This window comes from Polaribacter haliotis (assembly GCF_014784055.1).
Classification (GTDB): domain Bacteria; phylum Bacteroidota; class Bacteroidia; order Flavobacteriales; family Flavobacteriaceae; genus Polaribacter; species Polaribacter haliotis.
On record NZ_CP061813.1, the window covers coordinates 2,326,447 to 2,346,091 of the forward strand.

At 26.9% G+C, this 19,645-nt stretch carries 19 protein-coding genes; 2 read left to right on the plus strand and 17 right to left on the minus strand.

Annotation, left to right across the window (positions count from 1 at the left end):
• Nucleotides 1-200: 200 nt before the first annotated feature.
• Nucleotides 201-899 (plus strand): response regulator transcription factor, encoded by a 699-nt coding sequence (locus tag H9I45_RS09880; RefSeq protein WP_088352339.1) that lies wholly within the window; start codon nucleotides 201-203, stop codon nucleotides 897-899.
• A 10-nt stretch (nucleotides 900-909) separates the two neighbouring features.
• Entirely contained in the window at nucleotides 910-1,950 is a 1,041-nt protein-coding gene (locus H9I45_RS09885) for a sensor histidine kinase (protein ID WP_088352340.1), read from the plus strand.
• Here H9I45_RS09885 and H9I45_RS09890 read toward each other — a convergent pair.
• The 17 genes from H9I45_RS09890 to rfbB all read right to left on the minus strand — a co-directional run bounded on the left by H9I45_RS09890 (nucleotide 1,915) and on the right by rfbB (nucleotide 19,645).
• Nucleotides 1,915-2,970 carry a glycosyltransferase gene (locus H9I45_RS09890; protein ID WP_088352341.1) on the minus strand — a complete coding sequence of 352 codons (1,056 nt, stop codon included), beginning with the start codon at nucleotides 2,968-2,970 and terminating at the stop codon, nucleotides 1,915-1,917. The genes H9I45_RS09885 and H9I45_RS09890 overlap by 36 nt on opposite strands.
• A 111-nt stretch (nucleotides 2,971-3,081) precedes the next feature.
• Nucleotides 3,082-4,356, minus strand: a complete 1,275-nt coding sequence (purD, locus tag H9I45_RS09895; RefSeq protein WP_088352342.1) for a phosphoribosylamine--glycine ligase — start codon at nucleotides 4,354-4,356, stop codon at nucleotides 3,082-3,084.
• A 110-nt stretch (nucleotides 4,357-4,466) separates the two neighbouring features.
• Complete coding sequence (locus H9I45_RS09900; protein WP_088352343.1) at nucleotides 4,467-5,237, minus strand: glycosyltransferase; 771 nt, start codon at nucleotides 5,235-5,237, stop codon at nucleotides 4,467-4,469.
• Between the two features lie 4 nt (nucleotides 5,238-5,241).
• The gene (locus H9I45_RS09905; protein WP_228454846.1) at nucleotides 5,242-6,555 is read right to left on the minus strand and encodes an exopolysaccharide biosynthesis polyprenyl glycosylphosphotransferase; all 1,314 of its coding nucleotides are present in this window, start codon (nucleotides 6,553-6,555) and stop codon (nucleotides 5,242-5,244) included.
• A gap of 47 nt (nucleotides 6,556-6,602) precedes the next feature.
• Nucleotides 6,603-7,826 carry a WcaI family glycosyltransferase gene (locus tag H9I45_RS09910; protein WP_088352345.1) on the minus strand — a complete coding sequence of 408 codons (1,224 nt, stop codon included), beginning with the start codon at nucleotides 7,824-7,826 and terminating at the stop codon, nucleotides 6,603-6,605.
• A complete protein-coding gene (locus H9I45_RS09915; RefSeq protein WP_088352346.1) occupies nucleotides 7,795-8,367 on the minus strand; it encodes a putative colanic acid biosynthesis acetyltransferase in 573 nt (190 codons plus the stop codon). The genes H9I45_RS09910 and H9I45_RS09915 overlap by 32 nt, the downstream gene beginning before the upstream one ends.
• Entirely contained in the window at nucleotides 8,345-9,436 is a 1,092-nt protein-coding gene (locus H9I45_RS09920; RefSeq protein ID WP_088352347.1) for a glycosyltransferase family 4 protein, read from the minus strand. Before H9I45_RS09920 ends, H9I45_RS09915 begins: the two co-directional genes overlap by 23 nt.
• Entirely contained in the window at nucleotides 9,429-10,499 is a 1,071-nt protein-coding gene (locus H9I45_RS09925; protein ID WP_088352348.1) for a glycosyltransferase, read from the minus strand. Before H9I45_RS09925 ends, H9I45_RS09920 begins: the two co-directional genes overlap by 8 nt.
• Nucleotides 10,500-11,729: an O-antigen ligase family protein gene (locus H9I45_RS09930; RefSeq protein ID WP_088352349.1), complete on the minus strand. Its 1,230-nt coding sequence runs from the start codon at nucleotides 11,727-11,729 to the stop codon at nucleotides 10,500-10,502.
• Nucleotides 11,719-13,029 (minus strand): O-antigen ligase family protein, encoded by a 1,311-nt coding sequence (locus tag H9I45_RS09935; protein WP_088352350.1) that lies wholly within the window; start codon nucleotides 13,027-13,029, stop codon nucleotides 11,719-11,721. The genes H9I45_RS09930 and H9I45_RS09935 overlap by 11 nt, the downstream gene beginning before the upstream one ends.
• A gap of 2 nt (nucleotides 13,030-13,031) precedes the next feature.
• Nucleotides 13,032-14,171: a glycosyltransferase family 4 protein gene (locus H9I45_RS09940; protein ID WP_088352351.1), complete on the minus strand. Its 1,140-nt coding sequence runs from the start codon at nucleotides 14,169-14,171 to the stop codon at nucleotides 13,032-13,034.
• Between the two features lie 129 nt (nucleotides 14,172-14,300).
• Nucleotides 14,301-15,770 (minus strand): oligosaccharide flippase family protein, encoded by a 1,470-nt coding sequence (locus H9I45_RS09945; protein ID WP_176397504.1) that lies wholly within the window; start codon nucleotides 15,768-15,770, stop codon nucleotides 14,301-14,303.
• 44 nt (nucleotides 15,771-15,814) lie between these two features.
• Nucleotides 15,815-16,945, minus strand: coding sequence for a non-hydrolyzing UDP-N-acetylglucosamine 2-epimerase (gene wecB / locus H9I45_RS09950; RefSeq protein ID WP_088352353.1), 1,131 nt, complete (start codon nucleotides 16,943-16,945; stop codon nucleotides 15,815-15,817).
• A 39-nt stretch (nucleotides 16,946-16,984) separates the two neighbouring features.
• Nucleotides 16,985-17,197, minus strand: coding sequence for a Rossmann-fold NAD(P)-binding domain-containing protein (locus H9I45_RS09955; RefSeq protein ID WP_088352354.1), 213 nt, complete (start codon nucleotides 17,195-17,197; stop codon nucleotides 16,985-16,987).
• Nucleotides 17,198-17,230: 33 nt separating this feature from the next.
• Nucleotides 17,231-17,782, minus strand: coding sequence for a dTDP-4-dehydrorhamnose 3,5-epimerase (gene rfbC / locus H9I45_RS09960; RefSeq protein WP_088352355.1), 552 nt, complete (start codon nucleotides 17,780-17,782; stop codon nucleotides 17,231-17,233).
• Complete coding sequence (gene rfbA / locus H9I45_RS09965) at nucleotides 17,782-18,636, minus strand: glucose-1-phosphate thymidylyltransferase RfbA (RefSeq protein ID WP_088352356.1); 855 nt, start codon at nucleotides 18,634-18,636, stop codon at nucleotides 17,782-17,784. Before rfbA ends, rfbC begins: the two co-directional genes overlap by 1 nt.
• A gap of 1 nt (nucleotide 18,637) precedes the next feature.
• Nucleotides 18,638-19,645, minus strand: coding sequence for a dTDP-glucose 4,6-dehydratase (gene rfbB, locus H9I45_RS09970; RefSeq protein WP_088352357.1), 1,008 nt, complete (start codon nucleotides 19,643-19,645; stop codon nucleotides 18,638-18,640).

The window sequence follows — 19,645 nt, forward strand, 5'->3', positions numbered from 1 at the left end:
ATACAATTTTATGTGAATTATTTTGTTACTAAATTATTAACAATCTAATTATCAGTTAATAACTGTTTTACGAGTTTTTTAGTATTTTATTAGTTAAGGCAATGTTATATATAAGTCTTTTTAGATTAAATGTATGTTAAGAATGTTTATAGTTTAATAATTATAGCTATTTTTGAGACTAATTGATTTCAATTTAAGGTATGAACAGTAGCGATATAAAAATTTTATTGGTAGACGACGAACCAGATATTATAGAAATAGTTGGTTATAACCTTAGAAACGAAGGCTATCAAGTTTTTACAGCAAGTAATGGACAAGAAGCCATAAAATCTGCCAAAAAAAACAATCCTCATTTGATTTTGTTAGATATAATGATGCCAGAAATGGATGGTATTGAGGCTTGTGAAAAAATTAGAAAAATTAGTTCTTTAGAAAATGTAATTATTTCTTTTTTAACTGCAAGAGGCGAAGATTATTCTCAGGTTGCTGGTTTTGAAGCTGGTGCAGACGACTATATTACCAAGCCAATTAAACCAAAAGTCTTAGTAAGTAAAGTAAAGTCTTTACTTAGAAGACTTAAAAATGAAAGCGAAAGTGATGAAACTTTTACTATCGGCGATATTGTAATCGATAGAGACGAATACGTAGTTTACAAAGCCGGAACAAGAATTTCTTTACCAAGAAAAGAATTTGAACTTTTTTCTTTACTAACATCTAAACCTGGAAAAGTTTTTAAACGTGAAGTAATTTTAGATACAGTTTGGGGAAATGAAGTTGTTGTTGGTGGAAGAACTATTGATGTTCATATTAGAAAACTTCGAGAAAAAATTGGTGATGATCATTTTAAAACGGTTAAAGGCGTTGGTTATAAATTTGTTTTAGAAGGAGCTGATAAATAAACTTCTTTGAATGAAATTTAAAAGAACTTACTCATATGCACTTTGGTCTGCAGTATATTTAACATTGCTTTCGGTTATTGTTGCAACAATTTCTTATTTCGTTATAGTTAAGCATTTAGGAATAGGAGCTGTAATAATTTCTATTATTGTGCTTTTTATCATCTCTTTTTTTATTATACAATATAGAGCAGAACATTTTATTTATAGACGTTTAAAAAAGATTTACGAAGACGTTTCTATTTTAGATGTAAAAGATTTACGAAGAGATTCTGTAACCACAGATATTGATAAACTTTCCAAAAGGATGCAAAAATTTGTGGAAGGTAAACGTATGGAAATAAAAAACTTAACAGAAAGAGATTCTTTTAGAAGAGATTTTTTAGGAAACGTTGCTCACGAATTAAAAACACCACTTTTTACGGTACAAGGTTATATTCTAACACTTTTAGAAGGTGCAGGAAATGACAAAGAAATAAGAAAAAAATACTTAGAAAGAGCCAACAAAGGTGTAGAAAGATTGGTTGCAGTAACCAAAGATTTGGATATGATTGCCAAGTTAGAAACAGATGGTTTAAAAATAAATATTGAGGTTTTAAATATCTTAGAATTGATACAAAATGTATTCGATTTATTCGAAATGAAAGCCAAAAAGAGAAATATTACTCTAAAATTCGATCGTGTTTACGAGTTTCCTGTTTTTGTAAAAGGTGATGTCGAAAAAATTGAGCAAGTATTAATTAATTTGGTAGTAAATTCTATAAAATACGGAAAACCAAATGGAACTACAGTTATAGCAATAGATAGCTATAATAAAAGTAAATATGTAGTTCGAGTTGCAGATAATGGTGAAGGAATTAAACAACAACATTTACCTCGTTTATTCGAACGCTTTTACAGAGTAGACCAAAGTAGATCTCGTGAACAAGGAGGTTCTGGATTGGGTTTATCTATCGTAAAACATATTGTGGAAGCACATGACCAAACCATTTTTTTAAAGAGTACTTATGGTGAAGGCTCAGAGTTTTCTTTTACGATGGAAAAGGCGATATAAATCCTGGTTTATTTTAGTTTCTTCTGATTTTAAGCCACTATAATTTTCTGTTTCAACCAATCTTTCTGAAGTAAATAAATGTTCCTCACAAAAAGGAGCTAGCTTTTTAGATTTTAAATATCTCGCTAAATATTCCTGCTCTGGCTGGTTTTTAGTCGGAATTAAAAAAGCCTTTTTATTTAAAACTGCTAAATCTATTACCGAAGAATAACCAGATCTACAAACAACAACTCTACTTGAATTTAATAATTTATTTAGTTCTTCTGATAGTGCATAATTATAAAAAGTACAATTATTATTCGTCCATTTTTTTTGAATTTTCTCTACTTTCCCTAAGACAAAAACTATTTTTCTTTTATCGTTATTAAATGCTGAAATTAATCTTTCTTCCAAATATGTTCTGTTGGGTTCTGGGCCAGAAAGCAAGACTAAAACATCTATATTTTTAGATGTTTCTAGTTTTTTGAATCGGCTTAAAACACCAATAAATTTTTGATTCACATTTCTTTTGGAAGTTGATAATTTTCCTGAAAATTCTGAATTTAGATTGTCAGGAACCCAGCATTCATCAAACCTTTTTATTATTTTTTGATGAATTTTACTGGTAAAAAAAGTGGTAACATTCGATAGAATATTAATCTGGTGCGTAATGTAAATAGAAGTTACTTTTTTGCTTCTTACTCCAAAACGATTATCGGAAATAATGCCAACAACATCAGTATTTTTATCAATATAAAGTTGAATTATTTTTTTCTCTAACTGGATTGCTCTAAAAATTCTTGGAAGTTGAAGAAATAAATTCTTCTTTAAATTTTTTCCGTATTTAATTTTATAGGAAGATAATTTTAAAGTTTCTAAAGAAGGGAATTCTTGTTGTAAAAACCCTAAAGCTTTTCCATCTGATGCGATTATTGGTGTAAAATTATTTTCTAATAATGCATTAATAATTGGCACACATCGCGAAGCATGTCCTAGACCCCAATTTAATGGCGCAACAATTATTTTTTTTTTATTTGTCATTCTTAGAAAATAGAAATCTTTAATTTTTTGGGATTTCTTTTCAGCAAGATTTTTATCAATAATTTTAGATAAATTCGATAAATAGATTGCTTCGTAACTCGCAAGGACTTTTTATATTAAGTCGAAACCAATATCTTTTCTAAAATTCATTTTATCGAAACTAATTTCTTCGATACTTCTATAAGATTTTGCTAAAGCTTCTTCAATAGTATCTCCAAAAGAGGTAATTGCCATAACTCTACCTCCACTTGTAACTACTTTATTATCTTTTAAAGTGGTTCCAGCATGAAAAACGGTAGATTCTTTTACGTTTTCTAAACCAGTAATTTCTTTATTTTTTTCATAACTTTCTGGATATCCACCAGAAACCAACATTACAGTAGTCGCTGTTTTTGAAGTTACATGAAACAGTTTCTCTTCTAAATTTTGTTTAGCAACACCATCAAATAAATCAAATAAATCGGATTCTATTCTTGGCAAAACAACTTCTGTTTCTGGATCTCCCATTCTAACATTATATTCTACTACAGATGGGTTTCCATTATCGTTCATTAAACCAATAAAGATAAAACCTCTGTAATCTATTCCGTCTTTTTGCAAGCCATTTATTGTTGGTTTTACGACCAATTCTTCTACTTTATCTAAGAATGCATCGTCTGCAAATGGTACTGGAGAAATGGCACCCATTCCACCCGTATTTAAACCTGTATCTCCTTCTCCAATTCTTTTGTAATCTTTTGCTGAAGGTAAAATTTTATAGTTTTTTCCGTCTGTTAAAACGAAAACCGACAATTCTATTCCTTTTAAAAATTCTTCGATAACAACTGTAGATGATGCTTCTCCGAATTTCTGATTGGTAACCATTTCTTTTAATTCCGTTTTTGCTTCATCTAAAGAAAACAGAATTAAAACTCCTTTACCAGCTGCCAATCCATCTGCTTTTAAAACATATGGTGCTTCTAAAGTTTCTAAAAAAGTATAGCCTTCTTCTAAATTATCTTTTGTGAACGATTTATATTTTGCTGTAGGAATGCCATGTTTTTCCATGAACTGCTTCGAAAAATCTTTACTTCCTTCTAACAATGCTCCATCTTTTTTAGGACCAATTACTGGAATGTTTTTCAACTCATTATCAGCAAGAAAAAAATCGTGAACCCCATTTACCAAAGGTGCTTCTGGCCCAACAACTACCATTTTTATATCGTTCTGTAAAACTGTTTGTTTTATTGCTGGGAAATCTGTAGGACTAATTGCTAGGTTTGTTGCAACTTTGTCTGTACCTGCATTTCCTGGTGCTACAAAAAGCTGATCTACTTTATTACTTTCCGATAATTTTAATGCAAATGCATGTTCTCTTCCTCCTGAGCCTAAAATAAGAATGTTCATTTTTTTGTTGTGTTGTTTGGAGTGCAAATATATTTGAAATAATTGTTATTTCCGCTTTTGCAAGAAAGACATTTTGTAGAGTTATTAAATATAGAAAATAGTTTTTAAGGCTAAATTCCCCATTTGGAAAAGTATTTTATTGCAGAGGAAGTGTGTCTTAAAAACAGACTAATATTTTTTGAAGAGCCTTGTTTAAGAACATGTGTTATTTCTATACTTGGAAAATACATTTTTTTCTTTCCTAAAACATCTATTTTTTTACAAATATCTACATCTTCCATATACAAGAAATAACGTTCGTCGAAACCATTTAATTTTATAAAATCTCTAGTTTTATATAAATGAAAACATCCTGTTATATATTCTGCAAAAAAAGGTTTATTTAAATCTTTATCTCTATAAGTTCCTTTGAAAATTGCTTCTTTAAAAAGAGGTTTTAAGAAAATAAATCTTCTTGCCAAAAGTTCCGAAATTAATGGATATCTTCTACAAGAATATTGATGTTTGCCATCTGGAAATAATACTTTTGGAGCAATCATTGCCAATTCTTTTTTGCTCTCTAATTCTTTAATTAAGCTGGGTATTACATCTGGCTTAAAAAAAACATCGGGATTTAAAATAAGGTGATAATTAGAAACTTCTTTTATCTTATTTATTACAACATTATGCCCAGCACCAAAACCAATATTTTTACCAGTAGCTATATAAGAGATTTCTTCGTTCTTAAAAACGTTTTGAAATTTCTTCTTAGGTGTATTATCTATCAAGTAAAGTTTTTTATTTAAAGAAATATTTAGAAAGCAATTAACGGTTTTTGTTAACTCCTCAATATTTTCGTTATAAAGAACGATAGATACTGTTATGTCTAGTTTTCCTTTCATTTAATTAATACGCTTTCTCTTGGCCTTTAAATATGTTAAAAAACGTTTGAAAAATTATTTTTATGTCTAAAATAAAAGACCAATTTTCTATATAAAATATATCTAAACGTACTCTATTTTCTATATCCGATTTTTTTTCTATTTCTCCTCTAAATCCAGAGACTTGTGCTAAGCCTGTTATTCCTGGTTTTACGGAGTTTCTTACAATGTAATTATCTATTTCTTTTAAGTATTTTTTTGTTTGAATATTCATATGAGGTCTAGGTCCAACTACACTCATATCTCCTTTTAAAACATTAAAAAATTGAGGCAATTCATCTAAACTAGATTTTCTTAGAAAAGCGCCAATTTTAGTAATTCGATGATCGTTTTTTGTTGCGTGAATTAAATCGGAATTACCATTAATCTTCATAGACCTAACTTTATAACAATAAAACTGTTTCCCATCTGCTCCATCTCTAACTTGCTTAAAAAAGAAACTCCCTTTTGAATCTAGTTTTACTAAAATCCATAAAATTGGAAGCATCCAAGATAATAAAAGAATAATTACAAGAATTGAAAAAATAACATCAAAAATTCTTTTTACAATATGGGTTTCTGTTTTTTCGAAAGGTAATTTCTTTGGTTTTAATATTGGTATTGTTCCAAAATATTCTAAAGTAAAATCTTTACTATAAATTGCTTTATTTTCTGGAATTAATCGTACTTCAATATTATTTTCATTTGAAAAACTTCTTATTTCCTTTAGTTGCAGTGGTGATATCGAGTTAACTTCACAATAAATTTCATCTATTGTATTGGTAATTGTATAATTTAACCCTGCTTTAATAGAACCTAAATATTTATTTGAACTACTTAATTTATCTGAAAAAAAACCTTTAAAACGATACCCTAAATCTTGTCTTTCACTAAACAAATCTACTACGTTTTGAGCAGATTTACTGCTTCCAAAAACAATAACAGATCTATAGTTACCTCCAGATAAACGATATTTCTTCAAAATAAAAAAGAATAGAAACTTTAAAAAGGTAATAATTAAAATAAATGTTAACACCGTTTTAAATTGCTCTCTTATAATTTCTCCTTCTCTAAAAAAACTAAAATAAGAGAAAAAAGCTAATGAGAAAATAAAAAAATGTGATGTAGTTAGTGCTAATAATCTAGATATATGTGTATATCTATAAACATTATAAAACTTTGTATAGTATGCTATTAAAATCCAGAAAAAGACTGTGTAAAAAATAAACTGTGGACTTAAATAATCTTTATTAGAATAATAATACACTACAAAAAACAGCGCCAAAAGGTCTACTATCATTAATAGTGGTCTTATTAAATATGAATATTTTCTAATTTTATTTTCCATTATAGTTCTAAGAATGTATTTTCAAATTTTTTTAGAATTATATCTTTTGAAAAATTTGTAGAAACATATTTCCTAGCATTTTCTCCGTATTTATTTCTTAATTTTTTATTTATTTTTAATTGTAAGACTACTTTTATAACTTCCTCTAACTCTGTATTACAAAAATACTCACCAGCGCTAGATTCATTAATAATAGAATAAACTTCTGACTTAAGATTTCCTGTAATTATAGATGGTTTTTGACTTGCCATCATTGCCAATATCTTGGATGGCATAACTGTATCTATAACGTTATTTTTTTGAAAAAGTATATGTAAATCTGCGCTACATAATAAATCGGAAAGCTTATTATATGCAACAGGTAAATACATGGAAACATTGTTTAAGCTTGCTACTTTATCTAATAACCATTCTCTTTTACTACCATTACCAACTACAATTATTTCTATATCTAAGTTGCTTTTTAGCATATTTGCAAATTCTATAAAGAATTCCCAATCTTGCTTTTCTCCGATATTACCCGAATATAAAATTTTGAATTTCTTAGACTCTAAATATGGATGTTTTTTTGATGTTTTAGGGTTTACAAAATCTAAATCTACCCAGTTTGGTAATAAAATTCTTTTTTTATCTTTTTTTATCTTTTTTGATAATTTTAAGACCATTAGGTTACTTATTGTACTAACTAAATCTACAGAGTTTAATAATTTTTTTTCAATCCAAAATAATAATTTAAAGGAAATGGATTTATTTTCTTTACTATTAATAATATTCGAATCTGTAACTGCATCAAACTCAAAATCTTGTATATGAACCCAAAGCTTAGCTTTTCTTAATTTTGAAAGTATTTTACCTAAAAAAATAACGGATGTAAATGGGACTATACATAAAACTATATCTGTTTTTTTTATCTTAAAAAGATTAAAAAAAGAACCTAATGTAAAGTCTAATAAATGTAATACTCTTTTAAAAAAAGTTGGATTTTTGGGCACGTATTGTTTGTACCTAAATATATTTATTCCGTTTATATTTTCTTTATAAAATGTTTTTTTTGATTTATAATTTGAACTTATTTTCCAAGCTGGGTAGTAAGGAAAACCCGTAATTATATTTACCTCAATATTTTTACTATTGAAGTAATTGGCAAGTTGAGAGGTGTATAAACCTATAGCAGTATCCTCAGGGAAATAGTTAACTCCTATTATTGTTATGCTCTTTTTCAATTCTTTTTTTTATTGGTTTTGCAGGATTTCCATAACAAATCCATCCTTTAGGTATGTTTTTATAAACACTACTTCTTGCACCTATAACACTACCTTTTCCTATTGAAACTCCTGGTGCAATATATACATCTGTAGCAAGCCAAACTTGTTCTTCTAATATTATTTTTTTTGCATAAATTGGAAAATTAGATGATAAATAATCATGAGACCCAGTACATAAATAGGATTTCTGAGAAACCACAACATTTTTACCAATTTCTATTTCTCCTAAAGAATATAAAACTACATCATCTCCAATCCAAGAATAATCTCCAATACTTACTTTCCAAGGATACGTTATTTTTACTGATGGTCTTATAATTACTTTTTTTCCGATTTTTGCTCCAAACAATCTTAATAAAAAACGCCTATACCCATATAGAAATTGGGGAGAAGTTCTAAAAAAAATTGCTTGTACTAACCACCAAAGTTGAACGATAAATGCGTTTTTACCTCGAAAATTATTCGGTAATTCAAATTTATTTAACTCTTGTATCTGCATTTAAAGTTTCAGTAATTTTTTCTGTGAAATTTTTCACCGTAAAATTATCAATAAAATATTTTTTATTGGCATCTGCAATCTCTTTTATTTTAAACTTATTTTCGTTTAGAAATAAAAGTGGTTCTAAAATACTGTTAGAACTTTTAGGCTCTACAATATATCCGTTAATTTCTGTTTTTATAATATCTGGAATCCCTGCATGGTTAGTTGCAATAATAACATTTTGAGTAGCTAATGCTTCTAAAATAGAAATAGGTTGGCCTTCCATTCTGTAGAACGTTGGTAGCGCAAAAATATTACTCCATTCTAGTAATTTCTTTTTTTCCTCCCTATATACTACTCCTTCATAAGAAGTATTTTGTAAATTATTTATTTTTTCTAAAATTAAATCTTTTAAACTTTCGTCTATATTTCCAGCAATTTTCGCCTCGTAATTAATTTCTTGTTTTTCTAATTCTTTTAAGGTATCTAATAGAAAAAGTATTCCCTTTTCTTCCATTAAATTACTTAAATAAATAATTTTTAATTTATCATATGTACTTGGTAATGAGTTATTATATAAGTAATCTTCAGCAAAATTATACACTACAAATATCTTAGATTCGTCTAAAAAAGGTAATAAATTATCTCTTAATGAAGAAGAAAGTACAATGCCTTTTGTGAATTTTGATATTAAAAAATAAAATATTTTCTTTTTTATACCTTTTAATTTTTGATATTGGTTTCCTAAATAATTTCCATGTACATGAATAATTAATTCTTTATTTAATAAAGATGCCAAAAAGATAAAAACTGTGTATTTTAAGATGCCAAAAAAAGTTTGCCCTGGTGTAATATATATAGTATCGTTTCTAAAAACTTTTAATGCTTTGACGTTAAGTTTTAGATAGAAAAATAATTTGTGAAATGTAAAAGTTCCAATGTTTTCTTGAAAAATCGGATAAGATGTATTGATTATATCTGTTTTAAAATTAGAAGATTTATCTAACTCTTCTTTAACAACTTTATTTGCCAAAGAAACTCCAGATATAGGGTCTGGGAAAGGTCCAATAATTAAAATTTTATTCATATTTATTAAAAATAGTCAAGAAGGGATCTGCCATTTTCTCTATTGAGTATTTAGATTTACAATCTAAGGATATTTGGTTTCTTTTAACTAACCACTTTTCTTTTTCTTTAGAAAATTGAATTAATGTATCTTTTAAAGAATTTAAATTATCTGTTTTAAAATACTGCGAATTAATTTCTAACTCTGCGGCCTCTAATTCTGGAGAATGGGGTTCGTCTTTAGAAATAATCATTGGAACTCCAAAACCCAAACTTTGTGTTAAAGATAAACCTACATAACCTGGTGAAACACTAGCTATTGATTTAGAATAAAGTTCTTTAAGTTGGTTTTTATCAGAAATATGCCCTAATAAATACACGCTTTCTTTAAGTTGATTTTTGTTTATGAAATTTTTAATGTTTTCTAATTCATCTCCAGAACCCACTATAATTAGTTTTGTTTCTAAAGGTAAAAATTTAATTGCTTTTTTAAATGCTTCAATTAAAAACATAATCTTTTTATCCTTTACCAATCTTCCAACATAAATAAAGTTTGTAACATTATTTTTTTCTTCTATTATTGGGCACATTTCATGCTTATAATAAATAGAATTGTTGGCTGCATAAATAACTTTTTCGGGAAACTGTTTTTCTAATTCTAATTTTTGTTTTTCTGTATAAGCAATAAAGCCTGAACTGTGTTTTTTGAAGAAAGATCTAAAATATTCCGATTTACTATTTTCTCCACTTCTAGACCATGCATGACCCCAAAGAAAAATTTCTCTATTGCTAAATAAACGTATAAGAAAAACTAAAATAAAAGAAACATTTCTTAAGTTAAATTCAATAATTATTGATTTGGCATTATAAATTTTTTTCCAAGGTAATTGTTGAAATAGAAATTTTCGTTTAAGAAAAAAAAGGTTTTTAACCCATAAGACATTTGGAGTTCTTTTATCCGATTTTATGGTACTAGAATAAAACTCTTCACCTGAAATAATTTCTACATCTTTATTTTTATCAATAATATATTTATAAACATTTAACCTATATGAAGGAACACAAGTCTGTATAATTAAATTCATTTAATTTCTAATATAGGTTTTTTCTGTTCTAAGATTTGGTACAATGTTAATTAAAAAAGCAAAAAGAATTAAACCAGATTGTCTCTCTAATACATTTTCTGTTAAGAATATAATACTAAAATACAAAAGTATCGCAAACATTACACGATCACTCGAAAAACTATTTCGTAACGCAAAATAAATTACTAAACATAATACAATTAAACCTAACAACCCTGCATGTAATCCATAACTTAAATATTGATTATGGGAATTATAAACAACATTTGGGTTGTGTTTAAAAACTTCTCTTACAGAGTTGTTTACTAACATGTTTGACTTTTCTATGCCTACTCCAAATAATAAGTTATCCTTAAAAATTTTTATTGCACTAATAATTGTTTGTTTATGAATAAATATGGAGTTATACTGAGTATTCTGATTAAATACCTCTGTTTTAAATAAGTTAGAAAATCTATTAAATTTAGGTGGTGCAAAAGCAATAAAAAGTATAATAGGAATTAATAAAAAAGAGGCTCTTTTAAAAAATAATTTAAGGTTTAGTGTAAAAAATAGAAAAATAATTATTGATAAAAACAAAGCAATAATTGCCATTTTTACAGAGAATAAAAACAATAACAATAAAAATGTAGCTAACATTAAACTAGAAATAATTTTGTTTTCTGTTCTAATAATACGATCTAAACTTATTAAAATAGAGATGTTAAGATAAATAGAAATATATGCTGGATGTCTAGAAAAATATTGTGAATGTATTATTGCATTTTTAAAGAAATTTGAATCTAAATTGGGATATCTTGGGTTCGAATATTGACTTATCAAATAAAAACAAATTAATGTTAATATAAATGTAGAAATAACAAATACAGATTTCCAGAGTTTAAACAATTCTTTATTTTTATCACTTCCTTCTTTACTAAGAAAATAAAAAAAAATAGGAAATATTAATAGGGAAGCCATTTGCTCTAATTTCTTATACGTTAAAACATTAACTCCATCAATTAAAGAGATTAGTAAAACAAAAAACAAAGAGGCATTTAAAACAAACAGCCACTTATTTTTTAGTCCCTTTTTCTTTCGATTTATAATTGCATGAAACATTAATATTAGAAAAAATATAAACGTAAAAATAGATTCTAATCTAAACGAAGTTAGTGGTATTAATCCAAATAAAATAAAAGCCACTATTAGTAAAAAATCTTTTTTTAAACATAAAATATTACCCTTCATTATATTTATTTTTTAATAATTTAAACTTAAAAACAGAATATAAAGCCATTGTTAAATACCAACCTTTATGGGTATTTAGTGTAAAGCTAAATTGGGCTTCGAAAAAGAAGAATAAAAAAAGACAAATTGTAATAAACAAAAAGTTATCCGAAAATATTTTTTTCTGATTTTTAATTATAAAATTATACTCATGTAAGCAAACATAAATAATTAAAAATGATAATAATAAACCAATAACCCCAAAACTAGATATTAGTTCCATAAATACGTTGTGAGCATAGGTTCCAGATTCATTATTAGAATTCGCATAGTAAAATTCGCCAAAAGTTCCAACACTTATACCCCAAGGTCTAACAAATAATAAATGTATAGAATCTAAATACGCAAGAATTCTTGGGCTAAGAGAATCTGCATCTTTTGGTACTAAGTTTATAAATCTAACTGCAATTTTATTAAAATCGAATGCAGTAACAAAAACGACTAGTCCCATAAAAAAACTAAATATAAAACCCATAATTATTTTTGTATTTAGTTTTATTCTAAAAAACATTAATAGTAAAAATACAAAAGATAATATCGTTGCAAATACAGGGCCTCGTGTATTAGTTTTTATAATTGAAAATGCAATAACACACAAAATAGGTAAAGAAAATAAAATCTTTTTCCTTTTTGAAAGAGCTGTTTTAAAGTTTGGTTTTATTTGATATAGAATTAAAATAATTAAAGACATGCATAGAAACAAGCAGAATGGAATTGGGTACACTCCAGGAAACGTCATTCTTTCGTATGGATATTTCGCAATACTATGTAGATATAAACTTATTATTGAAAAAATAATGCCGAAGAAAACAAGGGAACCAAGAAACAGCAAAAAATCTTTCTTTTGATTTTTAGAATTAAAAAAAAAGAGCTTTGTTACAAAGTAAAAAGGGCATCCTAAAATTAAAAATATTCCTGTGTATAAAATAGAAGTAGATTTATTTGGAGATACTAGAATTGAAACGACCATTATTGCTCCTAACAAAACCATAAAAACATCGAACACATCTAAATGATATTTAATTTTTTTCTTTTTCCAAAAAATTTTAAGAATAATAATTATAAAACACAAAATGGGTAAAATTGCGCCTAATAAAATATCGTTTTCGTTATAATATCCATAAAAAGGATGTTTATAATTTACATACGGGATTGCTCTAAAAAGATTAATATTCAGTAAAATTGCTAACGAAATTGCCGTTTTTTTTAATGTAATAACTAATATGGATAGAAAAACGAAATAAATTAGAATAGTTTCCATATTTAGTTTCTAATCTTTAATACTTGTTCCCATTTCTTTTTCCAAATTTGGAAAGAAAATCCTTTTTCAACAGAAAGTCTAGCGTTGTTACTTAATTCTTCCATTTCAGATTTATTCTTAATCAAATAATCTATCTTTTCGCAAAACTCTTTAGCAATTGGATTTACTAAAAAACCATTATAACCATCAATTACAACATTAGTCATACCACCAACATTGGTTGCAATTGGCACACAACCACAAGCCATAGATTCTAGCAAGCTTAACGAGGTACCTTCACTACCAATCGTGGGAATTATTGAAATATCATATTTTAATAAAGTTTCTAAAGCATTATTTGGGTTGTAGCTAGATATTTTTACATTTTTAAATTTTTGAAATTTATTTTTTAGAAAATCTTCCAAAGGACCTTCTCCATAAACACCAAACTCTATCTCATTTTCTTGTTTTACATAGTTTTCTATAATTTCAGATAATATGTAAACACCTCTATACTCCACAAAACGTCTAGCAAAAAGTACTTTTATAGGTTTGTTTTTTTTCGATTTAGGTTTTAATTCCGGTATTTCAGAGTAATTAGGAATAACTACTGCTCTTTTTGTAAGGTTTCTTGGTAAAACTGTTCTTACCCAATTCAAAAAATTATAATCGACACAAATAACTTTATCTGTTCTTAAGAAATATTTTACAGCACTTAATTGCTGAAACATTCTATAAATTATAGATAAAAACAAGCTCTTTTTTAATAAGCTTCCAATTTTAATACTTCCATAATCAATAAAATCAAACGTAATACCATGTTGAATTGCTATAACATTTTTATGTTTTATTTTGGTTGAAATTCTATCTGTTCCCCAAATAATATAATCTGAAACTTGAATTTTAGCTTTTATTTTAGAGAAAAGTTCCTTTCCTATGTTACCTTTAGTATTGGTATTAAAGCCAAATACTTTGTAGGTTTTAAACTCTTTTACAAAATCTTTTTTGGCACTTTGTATAATTATAATGTTATATTTTTGGTGAAAAACCTCTACCAAACCCAAAATATATTTTTGTATTCCACCAATAACAATTTCTTCTCCTTCGAGGTCTAAGACAAGACCGTAAATAATGTAAATTGTTGGTTTTGGATTTTTAATCATTAATTATTCTTCTTAGCAGTTGTTATAATTATACAGTTAATTAAAAAAAACTGTGAATAAACAAATATAATAATTAAAACTTCTTCTGTACAGACAGTTTCTGTAAGTTGTAAATTATAATAGGTTTTCTTACTTTGTTTTAAGAAACCTTAAATACCATTTGTAAGATATTAAAACAAGTAAAAATAAGGAACTAATTAATAATAATAATCTTATTAAAATATTTAAATCTACTAAAACTGTGCAGAAACTTACACAAATAAGTAACCACAATCCTACACTTTCTTTTGAAAGTATAAAATCTTTATGAAATACTTTTTTATTTATATAAAGTGGAAGTACAATTATTGAGTTTATTAAATACGCCAAAACAAAAGCAAATGCTCTTCCTGATGCGCCTTTATCAACTAAAAGAAACGTAAAGCCAACTGCTAAAAATGCCCAGATTAAATTATCTAACAATCCATACCACATTTTATTTATTGCTGCTAAATTTCTCGAAATTCCTTGTCTATGACTAATAAAAATTATAAAAACAGCAATACATGAAACTGTTCGATACATACTTTCATTGTGATATTGTTCATCAAAAATAAGTGAAAAAACGTCTGGAAGGTAAATTAAAAATAAACCTAAAAAAATTCCTATAATCCAAGGCATATTTAAATTTAAAAAATCGAATTTTTGATTTTTTTTATCAAACATTTTAACTGCATATGGATATAGTACCTGCCCAATCATCGAGTTAAATGTCATTGCTACAATAGAAAAATTAAAAGCAGCTTCGTATATACCCATAGAAACAAACCCTCCTTTAGATTTTACTAATATTGTATTACAAATTAATATGGTTGGACTAATAATAAATCCACCTAAAAAAGAAGGAATACTAAACTTTTTTATAATTTTTATTTCATCAAAAATATTCTTTGTTATAAAACTAATTTTATTTTCTTTCATTGCCTTATTCAAAAAGAAAGACGAGTAAAGGAATAGAAAAAAATATTGAATGGAAATACCTATACAAAATCCAACTACCCCATAAAACTTGGTTAAAACAAAAAGTAGAGGTATTGCTAAAATTCCACTAGCAATATTTACTGTTGAAATATTTTTAAACTTCTCGAAACCTCCTAAAGCACCATTTTGAAAACCATTTAACGCAGAGAAAAAAATTGCAAAAGAAATAATAATTGTTTCTGTTTTAAAATTTTCGCTCCCTAATAATTCTGTAGAAAAAGATTTTGAAAAGAAAATAATTCCGAGCAACATTAGTAAACTAATGCCAATTGTTAAATAATACGTTAAAGATAAAATTCTTTTTACTTTAGAGAGATCTGTCTCTTTATATATAGAAATATATCTTGTAGCAGTAATACCAAAACTAGCTAAACTAAAAAGGCTAAATGTTATAATAATAGATTTTAAAATTCCAATCTCTCCATACGCTTTAATATCGATAGAGTTTGCTATTAAGATATAGGCAATAAAAGTGAAACCTCTAGAAATAAATGTTCCTAAAAAAGACCAAAATACTCCTTTCGCAATTTTTGCTTGTAAGTCTGATTTTAATAAGTTATTAAGTTTTTTTTTAATCAAATTTATTTTTTATAAAAATTTTTCCATTAAAGAAAATAAAATACCTACTTGCAAATGTTTATAATATGATTTACAATTTTTTTTGAGGCGCTACCATCTCCATAAGGATTGTGTAAAGCACTCATAGATTTGTATGCTTCTGAGTTTTTTAATAATCTATTCGTCTGTTCCACTATCTTAGTTGTATTTGCCCCCACTAAAATTACTGTTCCAGAATTTACAGCTTCTGGCCTTTCTGTTGTATCTCTCATTACTAAAACCGGTTTCCCTAAACTTGGAGCCTCTTCTTGTATACCTCCACTATCTGTTATAATTAAAAAAGATTTTTCCATTAACCATACAAAAGCTGGGTAAGATAATGGGTTGAGTAATTTAATATTTTTAATGTCTTTTAATAAATCGAAAACTGGTTTTTGAACATTAGGATTCAAATGTACTGGATATAAAATATTACAATCGCTGTTTTCTTTTGCAATTTTCTTTAAGGCCTTGCATATATTTATAAAGCCACTTCCATGATTTTCTCTACGATGCCCAGTAACTAAAATTATTCTTTTATCTGGATTTACATATTCTTTTAAAGATTCTATTTCGGAATCTTTAAAATTAGAATTCACTTTTTTTACACTATATAATAAGGCGTCTATAACCGTATTTCCAGTTAAAATAATATCTTCTTTTTTCTTATTTTCTCTAAGTAAATTTTGAACTGAAATAGTTGTGGGTGCAAAATGTAGGTTAGCCATTACACTTATTACAGATCTATTCATTTCTTCTGGAAAAGGCGATTTTAAATTAAATGTTCTTAAACCAGCTTCGACATGACAGATTTTTGCGCCAGAATAAAAGCCAGATATACTTGTAGCCATCGCTGTTGTAGTATCTCCATGTACAAATACAAAATCTGGCAAAAAGTCTTCTAAAACAGGTTTTAAATTATTAATAATTTCTGCAGTTAAAGAATACAAATTTTGATTCGGCTTCATTAAATCTAAATCATAATAAGGAGTTATCTCAAAAAATTGCAATACCTGATCTAACATTTCTCTATGTTGTGCTGTTATACAAACTCTTGTTTCAAACTTATCTGAATTATTATTAAATTCTTTAACTAAGGGAGCCATTTTTATAGCCTCAGGTCTCGTTCCAAAAACAATTAAAATTTTATTTTTCATAGATAAAACTCTTTTTTAATAAAAAATAATGTATTAAAATTATTTCAAATACCAATCGTACATCATTTGTACTCCTTTTTCTAATTTTATAGAATGTTGCCAACCTAATTTCTCTAATTTAGAAACATTTGTAACTTTACGCATTGTACCATCTGGCTTGTCTAAATTAAAAACAAACTCACCCTTAAAACCAACAACTTCTTTTATAAGATTCGCTAAATCTTTAATAGTAATATCGTTTCCTGTTCCCATATTAGTATGTGTGTTTCTAACTTATTTTTAATGTTATTTCAATTTTTTAAACTCTAAAAAAGTAGGAAGAATTTTATCTTTTTCTGATAGTAAAATATCATCTTTTTCTAACTTCCAATTTATATTTAAATCTTTATCATTAAAGATAACACCATCTTCTGCTTCTTTGTGATAATAATTATCGCATTTATAAGAAAAAATGGTATTATCTTCTAGAGTAGAGAAACCATGTAAAAAGCCTCTTGGCACAAATAATTGTTTGTTATTTTCTTCGGATAATTCTATTGAAAAATGTTTACCATACGTTGGTGAATTTTTTCTAACATCTACAGCAACATCTAAAACACTACCTTTTATAACTCTTACGAGTTTAGCTTGTGCGAATTTTCCTTTTTGTAAATGCAAACCTCTTAAAACTCCTCTTTGCGAAATAGATTGGTTATCTTGTACAAACTCTATTTTTAAACCTGTTTTCTCTTCAAAAATTTTCTGACTAAAAACTTCAAAAAAATTACCTCTTTTATCTCCAAAAACTTTAGGTTCTATTACAAAACAACCTTTTAAAAACGTCTCTGTAACTTTCATTATATTTTTAATAAGTTATTTGAGTAACCACTTTTTAATAAAGGCTTACTTAACGATATCATTTGTTTTTTAGAAATAAATCCTGCCCTAAACGCGGCTTCTTCTATAGACCCAACTTTTAAACCTTGCCTTTCTTCTATTACTTGTACAAATTGCCCTGCTTGCATTAAAGAATCGAAAGTACCAGTATCTAGCCAAGCAGTTCCTCTGTCTAAAATTTGGACAGATAGTTTTCCTTTTTTTAGATAGATATTATTAATTTCCGTAATTTCTAACTCGCCTCTTTTACTTGGTTTTATATTTTTTGCAATATTTACAACTTCATTATCATAAAAATAAATTCCAGGTACTGCAAAATTAGATTTTGGTTCGTCTGGTTTTTCTTCTATTGAAAGTACGTTATTATCATCATCAAATTCTACAACTCCATATCTTTCTGGGTCGTTTACATGATATGCATAAACGATACCTCCATCTGGATTATTATTTGCTTTTAGTAAATTAGACAAACCAGAACCATAAAAAATATTATCTCCTAAAATTAATGCTACTTTGTCTTTACCTATAAATTTTTCACCAATAATAAATGCTTCTGCTAATCCATTAGGGTTTTCTTGAACTTCATATTGAAAATTACAACCAATTTGCGTTCCGTCTTTTAATAGTTTTTTAAAAAGTGGTAAATCTTGAGGTGTAGAAATAATAAGTATTTCTCTTATACCTGCAGAAATTAATGTGGAAATTGGATAGTAAATCATCGGTTTATCGTACACTGGCATTAACTGTTTACTAACTGCTAATGTTAATGGATGTAACCTTGTACCAGAACCTCCTGCTAAAACTATTCCTTTCATATTATTGATACTTTTTTAAATACCATTCAATTGTTTTTTTAATGCCAGATTCAAAATTTTCATTTGCATTCCAACCCAACTCATGTTCTATTTTAGAAGCATCTATTGCGTATCTTAAATCGTGACCAGGTCTATCTTTTACAAAAGTTATTTGTTTTTTATAAGAATTTTCTTTAGGTTGAATTTCATCTAAAATTTCGCAAATTTTATTTGCTATATATAAATTGTTTCGTTCGTTTTTTCCACCAATATTATAGGTTTCTCCTAATTTACCTTCTTTATAAACAATTTCTATTCCTGTACAATGATCTAAAACATATAGCCAATCTCTAATATTTTTTCCATCTCCATAAATGGGAATTTGTTCTCCAGAAATGGCTTTTAGAATAATAGTAGGAATTAATTTTTCGTTATGTTGTTTTGGTCCGTAATTATTGGAACAGTTGGTAGTAACTACATTCATTCCATAGGTATGAAAATAACTTCTAACCATAAAATCGGAAGATGCTTTTGATGCGCTATATGGACTATTTGGAGCATAAGGAGTGTTTTCCGTAAATAAACCTGTTTCTCCTAAAGTTCCATAAACTTCGTCTGTAGAAATATGATGAAATCTTGCTTTCTCAAATCCCTTTTTGAAATTATTAGGTGCATACATCCAATAATTTTTAGCAACATCTAACAAATTAAATGTTCCAAATACATTGGTTCTTACAAATGCATCTGGGTTTTTAATAGAATTATCTACATGCGATTCTGCTGCAAAATGAATAACTCCAGAAAAATTGTAAGTATTAAATAATTTTTCAACCAAATTTCTGTCGCAAATATCACCTTCAACAAAATTATATTTAGGATGGTTTTCAACTTCTTTTAAATTACTTAAATCTCCTGCATAGGTTAGCAAATCTAAGTTTACAACTTTTATTTCTTTATTATTTTCAAGAAAATAAGGAATAAAATTAGCACCAATAAAACCTGCACCACCAGTAATTAAAATTGTTTGCAT

Bases quoted from the DNA above. Each gene is read 5' to 3' on its own strand.
- H9I45_RS09940 (WP_088352351.1), bottom strand. From the start codon at position 14,171: ATGATTAAAAATCCAAAACCAACAATTTACATTATTTACGGTCTTGTC.
- H9I45_RS09920 (WP_088352347.1), bottom strand. From the start codon at position 9,436: ATGAATAAAATTTTAATTATTGGACCTTTCCCAGACCCTATATCTGGA.
- H9I45_RS09885 (WP_088352340.1), top strand. From the start codon at position 910: ATGAAATTTAAAAGAACTTACTCATATGCACTTTGGTCTGCAGTATAT.
- rfbA (WP_088352356.1), bottom strand. From the start codon at position 18,636: ATGAAAGGAATAGTTTTAGCAGGAGGTTCTGGTACAAGGTTACATCCA.
- wecB (WP_088352353.1), bottom strand. From the start codon at position 16,945: ATGAAAAATAAAATTTTAATTGTTTTTGGAACGAGACCTGAGGCTATA.
- rfbB (WP_088352357.1), bottom strand. From the start codon at position 19,645: ATGCAAACAATTTTAATTACTGGTGGTGCAGGTTTTATTGGTGCTAAT.
- H9I45_RS09955 (WP_088352354.1), bottom strand. From the start codon at position 17,197: ATGGGAACAGGAAACGATATTACTATTAAAGATTTAGCGAATCTTATA.
- H9I45_RS09900 (WP_088352343.1), bottom strand. From the start codon at position 5,237: ATGAAAGGAAAACTAGACATAACAGTATCTATCGTTCTTTATAACGAA.
- H9I45_RS09925 (WP_088352348.1), bottom strand. From the start codon at position 10,499: ATGAATTTAATTATACAGACTTGTGTTCCTTCATATAGGTTAAATGTT.
- H9I45_RS09905 (WP_228454846.1), bottom strand. From the start codon at position 6,555: ATGATAGTAGACCTTTTGGCGCTGTTTTTTGTAGTGTATTATTATTCT.
- H9I45_RS09930 (WP_088352349.1), bottom strand. From the start codon at position 11,729: ATGAAGGGTAATATTTTATGTTTAAAAAAAGATTTTTTACTAATAGTG.
- H9I45_RS09890 (WP_088352341.1), bottom strand. From the start codon at position 2,970: ATGACAAATAAAAAAAAAATAATTGTTGCGCCATTAAATTGGGGTCTA.
- rfbC (WP_088352355.1), bottom strand. From the start codon at position 17,782: ATGAAAGTTACAGAGACGTTTTTAAAAGGTTGTTTTGTAATAGAACCT.
- purD (WP_088352342.1), bottom strand. From the start codon at position 4,356: ATGAACATTCTTATTTTAGGCTCAGGAGGAAGAGAACATGCATTTGCA.
- H9I45_RS09915 (WP_088352346.1), bottom strand. From the start codon at position 8,367: ATGCAGATACAAGAGTTAAATAAATTTGAATTACCGAATAATTTTCGA.
- H9I45_RS09880 (WP_088352339.1), top strand. From the start codon at position 201: ATGAACAGTAGCGATATAAAAATTTTATTGGTAGACGACGAACCAGAT.
- H9I45_RS09935 (WP_088352350.1), bottom strand. From the start codon at position 13,029: ATGGAAACTATTCTAATTTATTTCGTTTTTCTATCCATATTAGTTATT.